The sequence below is a fragment of the Pedobacter sp. Leaf216 genome, assembly GCF_001421515.1.
Lineage (GTDB): Bacteria > Bacteroidota > Bacteroidia > Sphingobacteriales > Sphingobacteriaceae > Pedobacter.
This window is the reverse complement of record NZ_LMKM01000012.1, coordinates 422334-441586: the sequence shown is the minus strand read 5'-3', so window position 1 is coordinate 441586 and position 19253 is coordinate 422334. Positions and strand designations below refer to the sequence as shown.

General features: G+C 40.6%; 18 protein-coding genes and 4 tRNA genes. 11 read left to right on the top strand and 11 right to left on the bottom strand.

Translation table 11 applies throughout. The features are described from left to right. Window positions 1-275: 275 nt before the first annotated feature. A complete protein-coding gene (locus ASE74_RS25005) occupies window positions 276-824 on the bottom strand; it encodes a hypothetical protein (RefSeq protein ID WP_200912300.1) in 549 nt (182 codons plus the stop codon). A gap of 107 nt (window positions 825-931) precedes the next feature. Next, window positions 932-1315, bottom strand: a complete 384-nt coding sequence (locus tag ASE74_RS11745) for a helix-turn-helix domain-containing protein (protein WP_055908945.1) — start codon at window positions 1313-1315, stop codon at window positions 932-934. Window positions 1316-1416: 101 nt separating this feature from the next. Here ASE74_RS11745 and ASE74_RS11740 point away from each other — a divergent pair, with 101 nt between their 5' ends. Beyond that, window positions 1417-1791, top strand: a complete 375-nt coding sequence (locus ASE74_RS11740; protein WP_157255406.1) for a DoxX family protein — start codon at window positions 1417-1419, stop codon at window positions 1789-1791. Between the two features lie 146 nt (window positions 1792-1937). Further along, a complete protein-coding gene (locus tag ASE74_RS11735; RefSeq protein WP_055908942.1) occupies window positions 1938-3593 on the top strand; it encodes an arylsulfatase in 1656 nt (551 codons plus the stop codon). A gap of 45 nt (window positions 3594-3638) precedes the next feature. On the opposite strand, the gene ASE74_RS11730 is transcribed toward ASE74_RS11735, so the two are convergent. Next, window positions 3639-3833, bottom strand: coding sequence for a hypothetical protein (locus ASE74_RS11730; RefSeq protein WP_055908939.1), 195 nt, complete (start codon window positions 3831-3833; stop codon window positions 3639-3641). A 149-nt stretch (window positions 3834-3982) separates the two neighbouring features. Here ASE74_RS11730 and ASE74_RS11725 point away from each other — a divergent pair, with 149 nt between their 5' ends. Both ASE74_RS11725 and ASE74_RS11720 read left to right on the top strand, forming a co-directional pair. After that, a complete protein-coding gene (locus ASE74_RS11725; RefSeq protein WP_055908936.1) occupies window positions 3983-4861 on the top strand; it encodes an oxidoreductase in 879 nt (292 codons plus the stop codon). 67 nt (window positions 4862-4928) lie between these two features. Beyond that, complete coding sequence (locus ASE74_RS11720) at window positions 4929-5732, top strand: AraC family transcriptional regulator (protein WP_055908933.1); 804 nt, start codon at window positions 4929-4931, stop codon at window positions 5730-5732. Window positions 5733-5852: 120 nt separating this feature from the next. Here ASE74_RS11720 and ASE74_RS11715 read toward each other — a convergent pair whose 3' ends face one another. From ASE74_RS11715 to ASE74_RS11700, 4 genes are all read right to left on the bottom strand, one after another. After that, window positions 5853-6077 (bottom strand): CDGSH iron-sulfur domain-containing protein, encoded by a 225-nt coding sequence (locus ASE74_RS11715; RefSeq protein ID WP_055908930.1) that lies wholly within the window; start codon window positions 6075-6077, stop codon window positions 5853-5855. A gap of 84 nt (window positions 6078-6161) precedes the next feature. Further along, on the bottom strand, window positions 6162-6845 hold the full coding sequence (locus ASE74_RS11710) for a GNAT family N-acetyltransferase (protein WP_055908927.1): 684 nt from the start codon (window positions 6843-6845) through the stop codon (window positions 6162-6164). A gap of 54 nt (window positions 6846-6899) precedes the next feature. Further along, window positions 6900-7691, bottom strand: a complete 792-nt coding sequence (locus tag ASE74_RS11705) for an alpha/beta fold hydrolase (RefSeq protein WP_055908924.1) — start codon at window positions 7689-7691, stop codon at window positions 6900-6902. 88 nt (window positions 7692-7779) lie between these two features. Further along, window positions 7780-9042, bottom strand: a complete 1263-nt coding sequence (locus tag ASE74_RS11700) for an ROK family protein (RefSeq protein ID WP_055908921.1) — start codon at window positions 9040-9042, stop codon at window positions 7780-7782. A gap of 190 nt (window positions 9043-9232) precedes the next feature. On the opposite strand from ASE74_RS11700, the gene ASE74_RS11695 reads away from it, so the two are divergent. The 7 genes from ASE74_RS11695 to ASE74_RS11665 all read left to right on the top strand — a co-directional run bounded on the left by ASE74_RS11695 (window position 9233) and on the right by ASE74_RS11665 (window position 18553). Continuing rightward, window positions 9233-10519 carry a Gfo/Idh/MocA family oxidoreductase gene (locus ASE74_RS11695; RefSeq protein WP_055908918.1) on the top strand — a complete coding sequence of 429 codons (1287 nt, stop codon included), beginning with the start codon at window positions 9233-9235 and terminating at the stop codon, window positions 10517-10519. A gap of 21 nt (window positions 10520-10540) precedes the next feature. Beyond that, window positions 10541-13999 carry a family 16 glycoside hydrolase gene (locus tag ASE74_RS11690; protein ID WP_055908914.1) on the top strand — a complete coding sequence of 1153 codons (3459 nt, stop codon included), beginning with the start codon at window positions 10541-10543 and terminating at the stop codon, window positions 13997-13999. A 31-nt stretch (window positions 14000-14030) separates the two neighbouring features. Beyond that, on the top strand, window positions 14031-15485 hold the full coding sequence (locus tag ASE74_RS11685) for a Gfo/Idh/MocA family protein (protein ID WP_055908911.1): 1455 nt from the start codon (window positions 14031-14033) through the stop codon (window positions 15483-15485). Between the two features lie 8 nt (window positions 15486-15493). Continuing rightward, window positions 15494-16579: a Gfo/Idh/MocA family protein gene (locus tag ASE74_RS11680; RefSeq protein ID WP_055908908.1), complete on the top strand. Its 1086-nt coding sequence runs from the start codon at window positions 15494-15496 to the stop codon at window positions 16577-16579. Between the two features lie 153 nt (window positions 16580-16732). Then, the gene (locus ASE74_RS11675) at window positions 16733-17440 is read left to right on the top strand and encodes a YafY family protein (protein ID WP_235526067.1); all 708 of its coding nucleotides are present in this window, start codon (window positions 16733-16735) and stop codon (window positions 17438-17440) included. Between the two features lie 72 nt (window positions 17441-17512). Further along, complete coding sequence (locus tag ASE74_RS11670; protein ID WP_055908905.1) at window positions 17513-17965, top strand: DUF1569 domain-containing protein; 453 nt, start codon at window positions 17513-17515, stop codon at window positions 17963-17965. 12 nt (window positions 17966-17977) lie between these two features. Beyond that, a complete protein-coding gene (locus tag ASE74_RS11665; protein WP_055909497.1) occupies window positions 17978-18553 on the top strand; it encodes a YdeI family protein in 576 nt (191 codons plus the stop codon). 109 nt (window positions 18554-18662) lie between these two features. Here the strand turns inward: ASE74_RS11665 and ASE74_RS11660 are convergent. From ASE74_RS11660 to ASE74_RS11645, 4 genes are all read right to left on the bottom strand, one after another. Continuing rightward, a tRNA-Glu gene (locus ASE74_RS11660) sits at window positions 18663-18734 on the bottom strand. 67 nt (window positions 18735-18801) lie between these two features. Then, window positions 18802-18877: transfer RNA gene (locus ASE74_RS11655), tRNA-Met, on the bottom strand. 91 nt (window positions 18878-18968) lie between these two features. After that, window positions 18969-19040 (bottom strand) — tRNA-Glu (locus ASE74_RS11650). A gap of 68 nt (window positions 19041-19108) precedes the next feature. Further along, window positions 19109-19184, bottom strand: a tRNA-Met gene (locus ASE74_RS11645). Between the last annotated feature and the right edge of the window lie 69 nt (window positions 19185-19253).

Below are 19253 nucleotides of genomic sequence, written 5' to 3'. Positions count from 1 at the left end.
AACGGGGATAAATCATACCGACCTATCCCCGTCATCTAAATTAACGCTCTCGTATATATAAACAACCAAAAAGGCAATTTATTATCTTGAATTTATTTTTTTTTCTAAAAATTTTGTAAGCTTTTGGTAAGCAGTAAATTCTGGAAATTTATTTCGAAAAATTGCTCAAAAAAGAACGGGGATAAATCATACCGACCTATCCCCGTCATCTAAATTAACGCTCTCATATACATAAACAACCAAACAGGCGATTTATTATATACGATGTAAAATATTTATTTTTTTGCTGCTGTTTTTTTCGGTGCTGCTTTTGCTTTCTTTTCAACTGCTGGAGTTTCTTCTGCCACCTCAGCTTTTTTCTTGGCTGGTGCTTTCGCTTTTTTCACTTCAGCAACAGGTTCTGCTGCGGTTTCTGTTTTCTTTTTTGCAGGTGCTTTTGTTTTTTTAACTTCAACAGGTGCTTCTTCAGCTACAGTTTCTTTTTTCTTAGCAGGTGTTTTTGCTTTTTTAACTTCGGCAACTGGAGTTTCAACAACGGGCGGTTCAATAATTTCCTCTTTTTTAACCTCAACAGCTTTTGGAGCATGCTCTTGTTGCAGGTAATTGGCTAAAACCTGGCGTAAATACACCTCGGGTTTAGGCATATTGATGATTGATCCTCGTTCTTTATCCTGAGATTGCTTAATGTAAGCTGATTTAATTTTGCCCCAATCTTTAGAATAAAGTTTAATAAACATCTCTACAAATTGTTCGTCTGTATATTTTTTAGGCAACCTACCCAGCACTGCCTGAATTTTTTCTTCTTTTTTATGTAATACCGCCATTGATTTTAATTTGTACAAAGATAGCCGAATTTTATCATTATCCGTTTTTTGCTTTTTTAGGGCAATATCGCAGTTTTTCAGTTTGATATAGAGTAGTAATTAAGCACTCATTGCTGCTGCATTAGGCTCAGTTTTCTATTTTTAACCAACCTTTCACGGTGCTTTAATCCCCATTCCCGTAACTCGTCAATTACTTTATCCAACGATTCGCTATATGGCGTAAGCTCATAGGTTACGGTTACCGGTGTTGTAGAAAATACTTTGCGCACTACAAATTCATTCAATTCGAGGTCTTTTAGTTCTTTCGATAATATTTTTGGTGTGATTTCACCAAGCGATTTCTGAATTTCGTTAAAGCGCCTAGGGCCTTCCTGTAAGGAGATAATTAATGGAAGTTTCCATTTGCCATTTAATACGTAAAGTGCGTCTTTAACTGCATTTAAGCTTGCCATACAGGTTTCTTTATTGCGATGTTCTTTTCTTGGTCCCATGGTACAAAGTTAAACGCTTTCATAAAGGATAGCACTATCCTTTGGGATACTAGTATCTTTTGGATAGCAAAAATACATAAGTTTGCATAAAAAAAAATACAGTGAAAATAAAAACAATCAAAATTGTTTATTGGATATCAACAGCCTTAGTTGCATTAATGATGACTTTCTCTGCATATTCTTACCTTACAAACTATGCCATTAAACAAGCTTTTCATCACCTCGGCTTTCCCGATTACTTTAGGGTTGAACTGGCCATTGCTAAAATTTTAGGAGCCCTTGTGTTGTTGATTCCCGTAAAAGGGCAATGGAAAGAATGGGCGTATGCGGGTTTTGCATTTACGTTTATATCTGCCTTTATAGCACACAGTGCTTCTGGCGATCCCATCAGTAACCGCATTGGTCCGGTTGTCTTTATGATTGTATTGTTGCTATCTTACTTCACCTACCACAAATCCAAAACGGAGCAACAATAATCGATAGGTTGCACTAGGAAAACTTGAGCTTTAAATCGATTTAGCTGCATTTGCAACAAAATAACTGATGAAATAAGAACTTCCGTTTTTTTATTTTAATTTGGATTATTATGCACTAACCGACCAAATATTCAACACTTTTTTTTATTGCTGCAATAACCGTTTTAACTGCTTTTATTGATAAGCCAAAGCCTAAAAAAGCTGTTGATAAGCGACCTAATATCATTGTTATTCTGGCTGATGATTTGGGTTTTTCTGATATTGGCTGTTATGGAGGAGAAATTAAAACGCCTAATATAGATTACCTGGCAAGTCAGGGTGTGCGGTTTAAAAATTTTTATAATACTTCACGCTGTTGCCCTACGCGGGCGGCATTGCTAACCGGCCTTTACAACCACAATGCAGGAATTGGTGAAATGACTACTGATAGGGGTGTTGAAGGTTATCGCGGGGCCATAACCAAAAATAGCGTAACATTAGCCGAGGTTTTAAAAGATGCAGGTTACAGAACAGCAATGTCGGGCAAATGGCATGTATCAAATACAATTGAGCAGCCAACACCTCAGGCACAGTTGGATTGGTTGAACCATAAAACCTCTTTCCCTTTATTTTCTCCGATTGATCAATACCCAACAAGCCGGGGTTTCGAAAAATTCTTTGGTACACTTTGGGGAGTGGTCGATTTTTTTGATCCTTTTAGCCTGGTAAGTGGAACCACACCCATAAAAAATGTGCCTAAAGATTATTACCATACAGATGCCATAAACGATACTGCTGTTGCTTACATCCGTGATTTTGGCAAAGGCGATAAACCATTTTTCTTATATGTAGCCGAAAATGCACCACATTGGCCATTACAGGCAAAGCCAGAGGATATTGCAAAATATAAAGATACTTACAAAGTAGGTTGGGATGCTATCCGCGAGGCAAGGTATAAACGTATGGTGGCCATGGGTTTGATCGATCCTAAAACAGCCCCGATGTCTCCGCGTCAATCTACCGTACGTTGGGAAGATAATCCAACCAAGGCCTTTGATGAGATGGCCATGGCCGTACATGCCGCCATGATTGATCGGTTGGACCAGGGCATTGGCAGGATTATTAAAACCTTAAAAGAAACCAAGCAACTGGATAATACATTAATTATATTTTTGAGTGATAATGGTGCAAGTCCTGAGGATGCAATGCGTTATGGGCCGGGTTTTGACAGGCCAAGTGAAACCAGGGCAGGTGAAAAAATTGCCTATCCAATTTATAAAAAGGTAATGCCGGGTACACAAACAAGTTATACTTCAATAGGGCCAATCTGGGCAAATGTAGCAAACACACCGTATCAACTGGCAAAAGCGCAATCATATGAGGGTGGGGTACATACGCCCATGGTTGCTTTTTGGCCGAAAGGCTTAACAGCAAAAAAAGGCAGTTATACCAACCAGGTAGGGCATGTAATGGATTTTATGACCACTTTTGTGGAACTTGCAAATGCAAAATACCCACACAGCTATCATGGTAATTTAATTAAACCGATGCAGGGTTTGAGTTTGGTGCCTGCCTTAAAAGGAAAAGCTACCAGCGGGCACGAAATGCTATTTAACGAACATTTTAATGCCAGTTTTGTACGTTCAGGTGACTGGAAAATGGTCAATCTTTCTGGTGATTCTACCTGGCACCTTTACAACATAAAAAATGATCAGACGGAGTTGAATGATGTAGCCGCTCAACACCCTGATAAGGTAAAAGAGCTAAGCTCCAAATGGCAGGCCTGGGCGAAAGAAAATCATGTTTTGCCAAAAACTAAGTAAAACTGTAAGATTGTTTTAAGCTTAAATGAATAGTGGGTGGAATCTTTATTTCTTCCACCCCTTCTTCATTTTTTTATAAGCTTTTTTACTGATTTTAGATTTCTTTTTCGACCTTGACTTCCCTTTTTTCTTACGGGCATTGATGTTGTTAACAAGGGAGTTTTTAACACCTAACTTGTTCTTTTTCTTCCCTTTTCTTTTGTCTTTCTTCTTTTTACCCTTTTTCTTTTCTTTCGCCATAACAGATATATTTATTGAGTAGTAACATATAACGCTAACTAAAAGTTCTGATAAACTAAGATGAGCTTTTTAACAAAGTAAATTGAGCCGCTTAGCAAAGCTCATACTCATCATTCCCGCTACCTTTGATTCATTAAATAAATAGAAAAATGAAAAAAGTTTGGTTTATCACAGGTAGCTCCCGCGGGTTGGGACGTGACCTAACAGCACAAGTATTGGCAAAAGGCGATTTAGTTGCTGCAACCGCCAGAAATACAGCTGCTTTAAATGATTTTGTGAAGGAATATCCTGATCAGATTTTTCCAATTACTTTGGAGGTGACCGATTATGATCAAGTACATTTGGCAGTAGAATCTGCTGTGGCCCGTTTTGGTAAAATAGATGTTTTGGTTAACAATGCGGGTTTTGGTATTGTGGGTGCCGCCGAAGCTTTTACCGAAGAGCAGGTGCGCAGTCAGTTAGAAACCAATTTATATGCACCGATTGAAATTACAAGGGCTGTATTGCCATTTATGCGCAAACAACGTTCGGGTAGAATTCTTCAGGTTAGCTCTATTGGAGGGCGGGTTGGTAATGCCGGCGTTAGTGTTTACCAGGCGGCAAAGTTTGGATTGAGTGGCTTTAGCGAAGCCCTGGCTAAAGAAGTAGTTGATTTGGGGATATATGTAACCAGTGTAGAGCCTGGCGGTTTCCGCACAGATTGGGCCGGTGCTTCGATGACCTATGCAGCCCATGTTGAGGGATATGAATCTACGGTTGAAAAACGTGCTGATTTTTTCCAAAGTGGTAATTTTGTGCCCATGGGCGATCCGGAGAAAGCTGCCAAAGCAATGATTAGTTTGGTTGAAAACCCTGAACCACCAATTCATTTGGTATTAGGAAGCGAAGCCATTGGAATGCTTAAGCATGCAGATGCTGCAAGAACGGCTGAAATGGAAAAATGGATGGAAGTTAGTTTATCTACAGACCATGATGAAGCCGAGAATTTTTTGGATACTGATTTAGGTAAATCTTTTACTAAAAAATAATTACGTATTAAGATTCCTTTTAAACGGGAATGACAAATCTCGCCATAAAACTATAAATTTGATTAAGATGCCAAACCCAGAAAAACGCCCGGATATTTTATACTCCTGTTATGCGCAGAAGAGCAGCGAAGGCGAACAGTTTATCCCCAATCATTCTGTGGGTTTGGTTATTGCGGGTACTTCTGAGATTTTTATCGGGGGAGAAAAATTTGTGTTTTCAGATGGAGACTTCCGCTTTTTTCGTCGCAATCAATTGGCGAGGTATACCAAATACCCACCTCCAGGTGGAGAGTTTAAGTCGATCAGTATCAATATAGATCAGGAAATTTTGCATAGCATTAGCAATGAATACGATTTGCACATGCAAAAACCCAATCACGACTTAAAAGGATTGGCACTGGAAGCCCATAGTTTGCTGAAAAATTATATTGATTCTTTATGGCCATACCTCGATGGTAAAAATGGATTTAATCAGGCTTTAATCAACCTAAAGGTTAAAGAAGTGGTGATGATTTTATTGCAGACGAACCCTGTATTAAAGGATGTGCTTTTTGATTTTTCTGAGCCGGGAAAAATCGATCTGGAAGCCTATATGAATGCCAATTACAAGTTTAATGTTGATATTAACCGTTTTGCCTATTTAACAGGCAGAAGTTTGGCTACTTTTAAAAGAGATTTTGAAAAGATTTTTAATCTTTCGCCCAATCGGTGGTTGCAGAAAAAAAGGTTAAATGATGCTTATTACCTTATTACACAAAAGGGCTGGAAATCTTCAGATGTGTATCTTGAGGTTGGTTTTAAAGATTTGTCGCACTTTTCATTCGCCTTTAAGAAAGCTTACGGCATGGCCCCTTCCAGAATAAGTATTTAATTTATTATGCTTTTAAAAAATAAAAAAGGTTGTATCATTATTAGGGATAGTTCATTAAAATGATGGCATTAAGGTGAAATCGCCTTTATGATACAACCTTTTTAAAAAGAATATCTTCAATTATACTTTTTTTGGAGGAAGATCGAATGCAATCGCTTCATGCTCGAAATGGCCATTGTGTGCGCCATCGCAAAAAGGTTTGTTTTTAGATAAACCACAACGGCAGATTGATACTATTTCTCTACCTTGTAAGCCATAAGTATTTCCGTTTCTATCTACAATTTCGAAATCGCCCTCTATTTTAACAGAGCCGTTATTGTTAATGGTAAGTTTTGTTTTAGACATGTATATGTTTGTTTACCGCAAAACTAACGCATATTAACCGCAATTTCTGATCAGTTTTCTATTTAGAAACATTCTCTTGTTTGCTTATAATTCTTTCTTTATCACATAAGCAATCATATCAGTTCTGATTTCGAAACCGAGTTTCTGATAAAGCTTAATGGCACCTTGATTGTCATTTCTAACATGTAGAAAAGGTATTTCCGAACGCTGCACTATTCTTTTAATCTGTTCTTGCAAAACCTTAAAAGCGTAACCTTTGCCCAAATGATTGGGGTGGGTGCAAACTGCACTTATTTCACGATACGGGCTGGGATGGAACCGATGTCCGGCCATGGCAGCCAATTTCCCATCAACGAATATACCTGTGTAATTGCTGAGTTCGATGGTTTTTGACAGAAAAGGCCCGGGTTTGGTCAGTTCTACCAGGTCGATCATTTCAGTAACATGTTCTGCATTAAGGTCTGTAATTCCTGTTGCTTTTGTTGTAGAGATACCTTTCCCACTAAAAACAAATTGCAGCATATTGATGTGCGTTAACAATTTCCATTGCGTAGGTATTTCGACTGGCGTTTTCGAGAAAAATACAAACAAGCTTTCCGCAGGGCTGATTTGATAAAGGGTGTTTAGATTCTCTTGCGAATTATTTTTTAAGCCGGCAAATGCCGTAATGTCTTCCTTATAATATTTTACCTCATCAATTCCTTTTGCAAGGTGGCTATGGCCGGATGTTAAGGCATAATAAATTGGATTATCCAATAGGTGTTCCATCTGGCAAAGATATTCAATGCTAAATCAAGCGAAGGTAATTTTTAAATAAGGGTTTTAAACTGCCTGTTGGTTCAAAAACGTTTCTATTAAGTGTGCTGTAATCTCAATTGTTTTATCGCTTACCTCGGGGTTAAGGTTTTCGCCAATCATGGTGCCATGTACCCCAGGTAAAATAACCAGTTGGGCATTTGCAATCAACCTCGACATTTTAACCACATGTTCGGGTTTAATTACATCCTTATCCGCCACCATTAAAAGTGTATCGGCTGTAATTCCCTTTAAGTCATCATCGCTCAGGTCAACAAAATCCAGCATACGCTGTTTGTCTTTTTCAAACATGGTCTGCAATGCGTTTTGATTAGGGTTTACCGCTAAAAAAGCAGTTTTAAGTGGCTCTGGCATATGGTTGATCGTGGCATCTCCAAAACCATTATAAAAGCCATCAATTAAACCTTCACGTTGATAATTCGCCGAAATCACAATGATTTTATTCACTATAGCCGGATGGTGTGCTGCAATATGCAAAGTCGTTGTTCCGCCGTTGCTAAAACCCAAAAAATTGGCCTTGGTTATATTTAACTGATTTAATAAAGTGGCTACATCCTTCGCATCCTGTTCGAAAGATTCTTCCTGATCGCGGTCGCTCGTACGCCCGTGCGCCTGGAGTTCAACGGCAATAACTTTTCCTGTTTTTGCCAAAAAAGGAATCAGTCTGCCAAATGAAGATTGGATGGTAGAACCGCCACCATGAATCAAAACCAGCGGAATATCACCTTCGCCATAAACTTCATAATACATATTAATGCCATTAACCTTTTCGAAGGCTGCTTTTGTATAGGTTTCCATTATTGTTAAGTGTTTGCTTTACAAATCTAAATAAGCTAAAAGAAAATTAGGTATCAATAACAGACAAGTTTAGGGTAGTTTGAGCCAATTAAGCACTTGCCTTCTTCAACTTTTTTGTATTTTTTATAAAAGCATCCAAAAATTGATCAATTCCACTTGCTGCGTAGCCCAATAATCTGGAGTCTTCGCCGAGTTCGGATGATACGATTGTTGTTTTTTCTCTAATCTGCGTCATGCAATACGTATTAATAGCCTGTTGCATAGGGAGCGTAATGTATTGCTTTGCACCGGCTATTTTGCCGCTCAAAACAATTAGTTCAGGGTTAAACAGCTGAATAAGTACTGCAATTCCCTTACCCATGTGTGTACCAACATTGGAGAGTAATTGTATGGCGTATTGATCGCCTTTATTTGCCGCTTTAATAATCAGTGCAGGTTCAATCCTTTCCAGTTCTTCGTTAGAGAGGTTACTTAACATTGAATTTTTACCCGATAAAATGCCTTCTCTGGCCATTTCAGATAATGCGTTTCCGGAGGCAACGGTTTCAAGGCAACCATGTTTGCCGCAGTAACACAAAGCACCATTTTCAACAAAAGGCATGTGGCCTAATTCTCCCGAAAAGCCGCAGTTACCCTGCCTAAGCTTGCCATCTAAAATAATACCGAGGCCTACGCCCCAATCCATTAGCAATACCAGCACATTTCTCCGGCCTTTGGCCATTCCATGTGTAAATTCAGCCATCGATGATCCATTTACATCATTCTGTATTACTACAGGTATGTTTAATATTTTTTCAAAGGCTGCTGTTAATGAAATATTTTCGCCATCACTTAGGAAATAGCTATAGTTTTCACCTTTTTCTGCATCGATTAAACCAGGCATGCCCACGCTGCATCCAATCAATTGCTTAGGATCTATCGCTGCCGACAATAAGATATCCTCAATATGATCATGCAAAAGGCCAAAAAAATCTGTCCTGCTTTTAGAGATGGGTAACGGGATGGTTTTAACATCAAGAATAAAATTATAATTATTGTCTATAACACTAATCTTAGTATTAAATAACTCAATATCAATACAAAGGATCAATATTTTTTTATCCTTTAAACGGTAAAGATCAGGTTTTCGCCCACCAATTGATAACCCATATCCTTTCTTTTCAACCAAACCCTCATCCATCAAAGCAAGTAAGAGCTTTAATAAACTCGGCGTGCTCATATCCATCACTTCACACAAGACAGAAACTGATGATGCCCCTAAATTAAAAAGATGTTTAATGAGTTTAAGTTTATAAACCGATTGCCTATCGTTCCGGTCTGATATTAAATGATTTAATAGATTAAGATTCATGAGGTTAATGATACTATTTTGATAAATATAGATAACTTCTATTAAAAATTTATTAAAGTTTTTTTAATGCGTAAAGAAATTAGTGATGTTTTGTCTTTACAATAATTTCTTGCTAACATTAAAGTATAGATAAGCCTTAATATGCCGACTAACCACGGCATACCCTGTTTCTACTACACAGATAACCAAGATGAAAACTAAAGAAGAACCACAAAAAAATCAAAATTCCAGGCGCGATTTTATCAAGAAATCGGCAATCGGACTGGCTACTTTTACCATTGTACCGCGTTATGTTATGGGCGGACAGGGCTACCTGGCCCCAAGCGATAAATTAACCAAAGCCGTAATTGGCGTTGGGGGCATGGGCCGCGGGCATTTCGAATACGAAGGTACACAAGTAGTGGCCATTTGCGATGTTGATCAAAATCACCTTAAACAAGCCGCAGGAATGCTGGATAAAGGTGTAAAAACATTTAGTGATTATAGAGAACTGATACAGTTACCAGAAGTGGATATTGTACACATTGCTACCCCGCCGCATTGGCACGGGATAATGGCAGTAGATGCTGCAAATTCAGGGAAAGATATCTGGTGCGAAAAACCAATGACACATACCATTGGTGAAGGAAAAAGGGTGGTAGAAGCAGTGAAACAAAACGGCAGGATGTTTAGGTTAAACACCTGGTTTAGGTTTAAAGATACTTTTTACGGGATGGGTACAACTGTCAAACCCATTAAAAAGCTGGTGGATAGCGGAATGCTCGGCTGGCCTTTAAAGGTAACCGTTAGCAAGCATACTGGCTACGACTGGAAATTTTACTGGGTAGGGAAAGATCATTTGGAACCTCAGGCAGTACCACCAGAACTGGATTATAATGCATGGCTGGGGCCTGCGCCATATAAACCTTACAATGCACACCGTGTACACCAAACTTTTAGGGGTTATTGGGATTATGATGGTGGTGGGCTGAGCGATATGGGGCAGCATTATATCGATCCGATTCAATATTTTTTAGGGAAAGACGATACCAACCCCATTTCAGTAGAGGTTGATGCACCACAGCAACATACCGATGCTGTTGGCATTTGGCGGCGGATAACTTATACCTACGCCGATGGCTGCCAGATTATTTTGGATGGTGAAGGTAAAGATACCAATGTACCTTATATAGAAGGCCCAAAAGGTAAATTGTATCCCGGCTTTAAATCTGATATTCCTGATCTCGAGCGTAAACTGGCACAATTTCCTGATCCCGACCCGGAGATTGTAGAATTTTCCGAATCGGTTAGAACCAGAAAGAAATTTGCGCTGAATGAAGAGAACGGACACCGCTCATGTAACATTGTAAATATTGGTTTGGCCGCTCTGCGCTTGGGGAGATCATTAAAATTTGACCCTGTAAAACAAGAGTTCATCGATGATGAGGCAGCAAACAGATTAATTAATCCTGTAATGCGGGCACCGTTTTCCATTTAAAACCTTCCAAATACAATTATCATGAATAAAAAGATACTATTGGTGCTTTTGGCTCTTGTAATGCTTTCGAACATGCTAGCTAGCTCAAGAGCACTTGCTCAGGATAAAAAAGACGAAAGAACCACCACCACCCGTATTGCCGATTTATTGGCACAATTACCTGCCAGAAACTCAGTACAGTTAGCAGGCAACATGAAAGAAGTTGCAGCGCTGGGTGAAGAAGGTTATGTAACTTTAATCAGCGGCCTAACCCCTCCTGAAAAGGGAAATAATGCGGCAATTGAGTACGCTGTTGGTGGCTTTACCGCTTATGCCACAAAAAGTGATCAGCAAAGTTTAAAAAGCATGGCCATTGCTGCCTATTGCAAATCGCTGGCTAAACTAACCGATAAACAGAACAAGGCATTTATCATCAGTCAGTTTGATTTAATTGGGAATGATGCTGCAGTACCTTGTTTAACTGCTTACCTTACAGATGATCAGCTGGCAGACGAAGCCTCGCGGGCATTGGCCAAAATCGGAACAGCTGCTGCAACAAATGCATTGGTTGGTGCCTTAACTAAAGCTAATGGTAAAGCTAAAATTGCCATTGTAGAAGCCCTTGGGCATACCAATGATAAAGCAGCAGCAACAGCTATTGCCCCGCTGGCTGCAAGTAACGATAAATCATTAAGCAAAGTAAGCCTATATGCCCTGGCCAATATTGGCGATGCAGCATCAAAAGAGGTTTTGATAAAAGCAGCTGAACAGGCGGGGTATAAATATGATCCAACCAATGCCGTTGCTGCCTTGTTGCAGTATGCACAAAAAAGTATAGCAACAGATAAAGCCGTTGTAGAAAGTATTGCCAAAACAATTTTAGCTAAGGCAACAGCTGATGATCAGGTAAACGAACGCGTAGCAGCATTAAAATTGCTTTCAGCTACACAAAGCGATCAGCAGGCATTATTGGCCGCAATGGGCGATAAACAATTTGAGTATCGCGCAGCTGCTGTTAAGTTAGCTGCGGCTGGCGTAAATGATGCCAATAGCGCAGCCTGGGTAAATCAACTTAAAAAGGTAGATGCACCTACCCAGGTTTCCATTTTGGATATGCTTGCCAACAGCAAGGCAAAATCTGCACTGCCTGATGTGCTAAAACTGATTAAAAGTGATGATCAGCAAGTTAAACTGGCAGCCATTAATGCAGCTGTAAAACTTGGCCAGGAAGAAGTATTGGAGGAGTTTTTAAAACTAATGACCAAGGCCAATGCCGCAGATATTACAGGTATCGCCAATGGTATTTTAAGAATAAAAGGTGATGGTGTAGCCACCAAAGTTGCTGCATTTATCCCTAAAGCCAAACCAGAAGTTCAGGTTGCGTTAATTAATATTTTAGCTGCCCGCGCAGCCACAAACCAAACTGCTGTAATATATACCTCCCTGAACAGTAAAAATTCTGAAGTGCGCAAAGCAGCTTTCCATTCACTTAAACATGTTGTTATAGCCGAAAATAAAGCACAATTGTTTGAGCTTTTAAACAAAACTACTGATGCTGGCGAACTTACTGCCCTGCAGGATGCCATTATAGCCTCTGTAAAGGGAACAACAGATAAGGATGCGCAAACGGATGCAATTCTTCAGCAAATGGGAAATACACCAGCTGATAAAAAACTGTTACTGTATAAAGTATTGGGCAGTTTGGGCGGGCAAAAATCATTAAATGCTGTTTCCGAAGCTTATGCCACAGGTGATGAGGCCACAAAAAAGGCCGCAATTGAAGCACTTTCTTCATGGTCGGATGCTGCCTCAACAGATGAATTGATCAGTATTGCACGCAACACCAGCAATGCTGAATTTTTAAATCAGGCAATTACCGGTTACCTTAATTTAATCAGAAAAACGAACTACCCTGCCGAACAGCGTTTGTTGTTATTACGTAATGCAATGGCAGTAGCAAAAACTCCTGCTCAGCAGCAACAGATACTTAAAGATACCGAACAGGCCAAATGTTTTAATGCCATTGTTTTTGCAGGTATGTACTTGGATAATGCCCCTTTACAACAGGCGGCGGCAAATGCAGTGATGAATATTACCATGGCTGGAACTTACAATGGTGATATAGTAAAAAACCTATTAACCAAAACCATTGCCGTAATTACCGGTGGCGATGCCGGGTACCAGAAAGAAGGCATGAGGAAGTATATTTCAGAAATGAAAGCCGGCGCAGGTTTTGTTCAGGTTTTTAATGGCAAAGATTTATCTGGTTGGAAAGGCCTTGTAGCCGATCCGATTAAAAGATCAAAAATGGATGCCAAAACTTTAGCGGAGGCACAAAGCAAAGCCGATGCCGAAGCACAGGAAAGCTGGAAAGTAGTAAACGGCGAATTGCAATTTCAGAGCCACGGCAATAACCTCGCTACAGTTAAAAAATATGGTGATTTTGAAATGCTTGTAGACTGGAAAATCATCGACGATAAAAAAGGGGAAGGCGATGCCGGTATTTACTTACGCGGAACGCCTCAGGTGCAAATCTGGGATCTTGCACGTACCAAAGTTGGTGCCCAGGTAGGCTCTGGTGGTTTGTACAACAACCAAACGAACGAAAGCAAACCGCTCAAAGTAGCTGATAATAAGTTAGATGAATGGAACACCTTCAGGATTATAATGAAAGGCGACCGTGTTACCGTTTACCTTAACGGCCAGCTGGTTACCGATAACGTAATTTTGGAAAATTACTGGGATAGAAGTTTGCCTATTTTTGCCGAAGAGCAGATTGAGTTACAGGCACATGGATCGCCTGTGGCCTATCGAGATATTTACATCAAAGAAATTCCCCGCCCTAAACCTTTCGAATTAAGTGCACAAGAAAAAAAAGAAGGTTATAAAGTATTGTTCGATGGTACCAATATGCACAGCTGGACAGGCAATACAACTGATTATGTGATCGAAGATGGAAACATTGCCATCCGTCCGAAACCCGGCAAAGGATCTGGCGGTAATTTATTTACCAAAGAAGAGTTCAGTGATTTTGTTTACCGGTTCGAGTTTCAATTAACCCCGAGCGCAAACAATGGGTTGGGCATAAGAGCACCTTTAGAAGGCGATGCCGCCTATGCAGGTATGGAATTGCAAATTTTAGACAATGATGCCCCGATTTATAAAGACCTTAAAGTATACCAGTACCATGGCTCCGTTTACGGTACTATCCCTGCTAAAAGAGGATTTTTGAAACCAACAGGCGAATGGAATGATGAAGAAGTGATTGCAAAAGGATCTAAAATTAAAGTTATATTAAATGGTACCATTATTTTAGATGGCGATATAGAACCTTTTAAGAAAAACGGTACTCCCGATCATCAGGAGCACCCCGGCTTATTGCGCCAAAGTGGTCATATCGGCTTCCTTGGTCATGGCTCGCCCGTGCAGTTCCGCAACATCAGAATTAAAGATTTGAGCAAAAAAGAAACTGCCCCTAAAGCCTCAACTAAAAAGAAATAATTTAAATTTAGCATTATAATATCCCTGAATAATGACAGAAGATAAGGCAAATTCGAAAACCGAAAATTCGAGAAGAAACTTTATTAAAACAACGGCACTTGCAGCAGCCGGATTTATGATTGTACCCCGCCATGTATTGGGTGGGCCGGGGTTTTTGGCCCCCAGCGATCGCCTGCAATTGGCTGGTATTGGTGCAGGTGGAAAAGGAGAGGGCGATATTGCCAGTATTGTAAGAGGTGGTAAAACAGATGTCGCTTTTTTATGCGATGTAGACGATAGAAGGGCTGCAAACTCCCTTAAAAATTTCCCAAAGGCAAAATATTATAAAGATTACCGTGAGTTACTGGATAAAGAGGGCAAAAATATTGATGCCGTTACCGTATCTACTCCCGATCATACCCATGCACAAATAGCCATGGCGGCCATGCAGCTGGGCAAACATGTATATGTACAAAAGCCCCTTACACACGATATTTATGAGGCCCGGATGCTCACTGAAGCAGCAAAACGCTACAAGGTAGTTACACAGATGGGTAACCAGGGTGCATCGGGCGATGGAGTAAGAAGACTCCAAGAATGGTATGATGCAGGTAGAATAGGGAAAGTACACACGGTTTACTGCTGGACGAACAGGCCGGTATGGCCCCAGGGCATTTCGTGGCCAACAGCAAAAGAAGAGGTGCCGAAAGAACTGGATTGGGACCTTTGGCTAGGCAGTGCACCATATAAAGATTATATCAATAAACTTGTTCCGTTTAATTGGAGGGGTTGGTGGGATTACGGCACCGGGGCCATCGGCGATATGGGCTGCCACCTGGTAGAACCACCTTTAAGAGTGTTGGAGTTGGATACACCGATCAGTGTAGAATGCAGTGTGGGCAGTGTTTATGTGGATGAATTTAAACGGGCCTATCTGCCAGAAAGCTGCCCGCCATCGAGCCATGTTATTTTAACTTTCGCCAAAACACCAAAAACCAAACACGAAGTGCAGGTGCATTGGATGGATGGAGGCATTAAACCCGAACGTCCGGAAGAACTGGGTGCAAATGAAAGTTTCGGCGATAACGGTGTGCTTTTTATCGGTACGAAAGGAAAAATGATTTGCGAAACCTATGGCAAAAACCCAAGGTTATTGCCGCTGTCGCGCAACGAATCAGATAAAACCAAAATTACCATTCCACGTATCATAAACCAGGAAGAAGGCCATTATACACAGTTTGCCGAAGCAGCAATTGCCGGATACGGCAAAATGCAGCTCAGTTCGCCATTTGAAACTGCCGGTCCGCTTACCGAAACCTTGCTTATTGCTAACCTCGCCATCAGGGGAACCGATGTGCAGCGAAGGGATACGGCAGGCAAAATCAGTTACCCTGGTAGGGATATTAAAATGCTTTGGGATAAGGTAAATATGAAAGTTACCAATTTTGATGAAGTAAACCAGTTTGTGAAACGCGAATACCGTAAAGGTTGGTCATTAGGTGTTTAGGATTGATTATGTTAAAAGAAAATAAAAACTTAAAAGTTTTAGTAGTGGGCTGCGGTAACATGGGTGCATCACATGCAACTGCCTACCATACATTGCCAGGTTTTGAAATATGCGGCCTTGTATCAACCGGAAAAAGTAAAGAAATTCTCAACCAAAAATTGGGCGGTCAATATGAGCTTTATACTGATTTTTATGAAGCACTCGCCACTACCAGGCCAGATGCCGTTTGCATTTCTACCTACCCCGATACCCACGAAGCCTATGCAATCAAATCCTTCGAAAGTGGTTGCCATGTATTTATCGAAAAACCCTTAGCCGATAGCGTTGAAGGCGCAATTAAAGTGGCAGAGGCCGCGAAAAAGGCCGGTAAAAAATTATTGGTCGGGTATATTCTGCGCTATCACCCATCATGGGAAAAATTTACACAGTTGGCCCAGGAAATGGGAAAACCGCTAGTAATGCGCATGAACCTGAACCAACAAAGCCATGGACCAAAATGGACGGTGCACCGCAACCTGATGAAAAGCTTAAGCCCGATTGTGGATTGTGCCGTTCATTACATTGATATTATGTGCCAGATGACGCGGTCTAAACCCGTGCAGGTAAGTGCCATTGGTGCAAGGCTAACAGACGATATTCCCGAATGGAATTACAATTACGGGCAGCTGCAGATCCGTTTCGATGATGGATCTATCGGCTGGTATGAAGCAGGCTGGGGCCCGATGGTAAGCGACAATGCTTTTTTTATTAAAGATGTTTTCGGCCCCAGGGGATCAGTATCCATAATGGCGAAAACAGCAGGAGCAGCTGGAAACTCTGATAACATAGATGCACATACCAAAACCGAATCAATCAAGGTACACCATGCTGATTTAAATGCCGAGGATGAGTTTAGCAAAGCTGATGAATGGATAGACCTTACCGATGAGCCCGATCACCAGGAACTTTGTAACCGCGAACAACGTTATTTTTTAAAGGCCATAACCGAAGATCTTGATTTAACTGATGCAACTGATGATGCCGTGAACAGTTTAAGGATTGCCTTTGCCTGCGATGAATCGGTAAAAATAGGTGAAATGATCCGGTTATCGTAATTTTTCGCGTCATTTCTATTTTCTTGATCGTCCTGTTAAGTTTGTTTCAGCATCTATCATGTGGTGCTTGAGTCAAAAAAGCCTGGTTTTTTGTATCATTGACTTACGAAGTCAGAATTGGGATTACGTTATGGAAGAACTTCGTTAGTCTAAATGAAAATCAGGAACATGAACGATAACGATACCACCAGGCTATCACGGCTTACCGCAATTTTAACGCAATTGCAAACGAAGCGACTTTTAACTGCACCAGAGCTGGCCAAACGCTTTTCGGTTAGCGTTAGAACAATATATCGCGACATTAAAGCACTGGAACAGGCTGGTGTTCCTGTTTACACCGAAGAAGGGAAAGGCTATCGGTTGATGGAAGGTTATAAAATACCCCCGGTAATGTTTACCGAAAGCCAGGCAAATGCCTTGATTTTGGCCGAGCAATTGGTGCTTAAAAATAAGGACGCTTCCTTTATTAAAGATTACCTAGAAGCCATCGATAAAATTAAAGCTGTTTTGGGGCATCAGGTAAAGGATAATGTGAATCTTTTGGCTGAACGTACCCGCTTTACTCAAAATTTTAATAACGAACGCAACAGTAACAACCTGTCTGATTTACAATTTGCACTTACCAATTTCTACCTTACCCAGATAGATTATACCAATGAAGCCAACCAAACCAGCAGCCGCTTGATCGAACCTTTTGCACTCTTGAGTACGCAAGAAAATTGGTTGCTGGTGGCTTGGTGCCGTTTGAGGCATGAATTTAGGTTCTTCCGGTTAGATCGCATCAAGAAACTGGAGATGCTTGCTGAGAAATTCAGCCCCCATAAAATGACTTTGCAGGAATATTTCGATAAAAATCATTAACAGGCGTATACCCCTGACATAGGGCTGTCAATCGCCCGCATTAGTTTTGCAGTATAAACAAAATTAATGAACATGAACAACCTTTTCAACCCATCTGATACCACAGCCATTTTAGCGCGGATCGAAAAACTTACACCTGCTGCACAAAAACAATGGGGCAAAATGAACGTTAATCAAATGCTTGCACACTGTAATGCATCGCTAGAAACGGCCATGGGCCTGCATAACCCAGCAAGATTAGGTTTTGTTGGCCGCTTGTTCGGTAAACTATTGAAACCAAAATTTTTTAGTGAAGTGCCTTTCCCTAAAAATAGTGCAACCGATAAAAGTTATATCATAAAAGGCAATCCCGATTTTGAAACTGAAAAAGCAAAGGTTATTGAACAGATCAAGACATTTTCTTCAGGAGGTCCGACCAAATGTACCAAACATCCTCAGGCATTTTTCGGTCCGCTAACCCCCGAAGAATGGGCACTGATGCAGTGGAAGCATTTTGATCATCATTTGCGTCAATTCGGAAATTAATTAGCAATGGATATGGAAAAAGAAATTGAAACTTTTTGTCCGGCCAGTCAGGCAGATTGGAGGAAATGGTTAATAGAAAATCATACCGCAAAACAATCTGTTTGGCTTGTTTACCACAAAATAAAATCCAATGTGCCATCTATTTCCTGGAGTCAGGCAGTAGATGAAGCACTTTGTTTTGGCTGGATTGATAGTACCGCAAGGCCGATAGATGAACTCACCTTTATGCAATTCTTTTGTAAACGGAAACCAAATAGTGCATGGTCGAAAATTAACAAAGCGAAAGTTGAACGTTTGATTAATGAGGGATTAATGACTCAGGCAGGGTTTAACAGTATCGAAAAAGCAAAACAGAACGGCTCCTGGATAATTTTGGATGGAGTTGAAGAGCTGAAAATCCCGAAAGATTTATCGGCAGCCTTTAAGGTGCAACGGGGATCAAAACCTTTTTTCTTAAGTTTGAGTAAATCTGTTCAAAAAAGCATCTTGCACTGGCTCGTACTAGCTAAAAAACCTGAAACCAGGCAAAAAAGAATTAATGAAATTGCAATACTGGCAGGCCAAAAGCTCAAACCAAAACAGTTTTGATTGGGATAGTAAATTGGTAATTTTATTTGAGTACTCGTCCTTTAGTAGATGGTTTACAGGTTGTGTTTAAAAGCAAAAATCCCGCTCTACTTATCGTAAAGCGGGATCGTAGCCCGTAGGGGAATCGAACCCCTGTTTCCAGAATGAAAATCTGGCGTCCTCACCCCTAGACGAACGGGCCATTTTCAGTTTTATAATTTGAGTCTTCAATTTGCAATTAACTGCCAATTGAGAACCACCAACTGAATTGGTAGCGGGGACACGACTCGAACGTGCGACCTTCGGGTTATGAGCCCGACGAGCTACCAACTGCTCCACCCCGCACTCTCATGTATTTTTTAAAGGTAATACCAACCTCCAATTTTGCAGTATTGAAACTGATAAAAAAAACCGCTTGGCATCTGCTGCGGTTTCGTAGCCCGTAGGGGAATCGAACCCCTGTTTCCAGAATGAAAATCTGGCGTCCTCACCCCTAGACGAACGGGCCATTTTCAGTTTTAATCTTTAGTTTTCAATTTGCAATTAAAACTGCCAATTGAGCACTACCAACTGAATTGGTAGCGGGGACACGACTCGAACGTGCGACCTTCGGGTTATGAGCCCGACGAGCTACCAACTGCTCCACCCCGCACTCTATACAACTCGTTTTTTTGTTTGAATTAAATCCTTAACTCTGTTTCCGAATTGGAATGCAAAGATA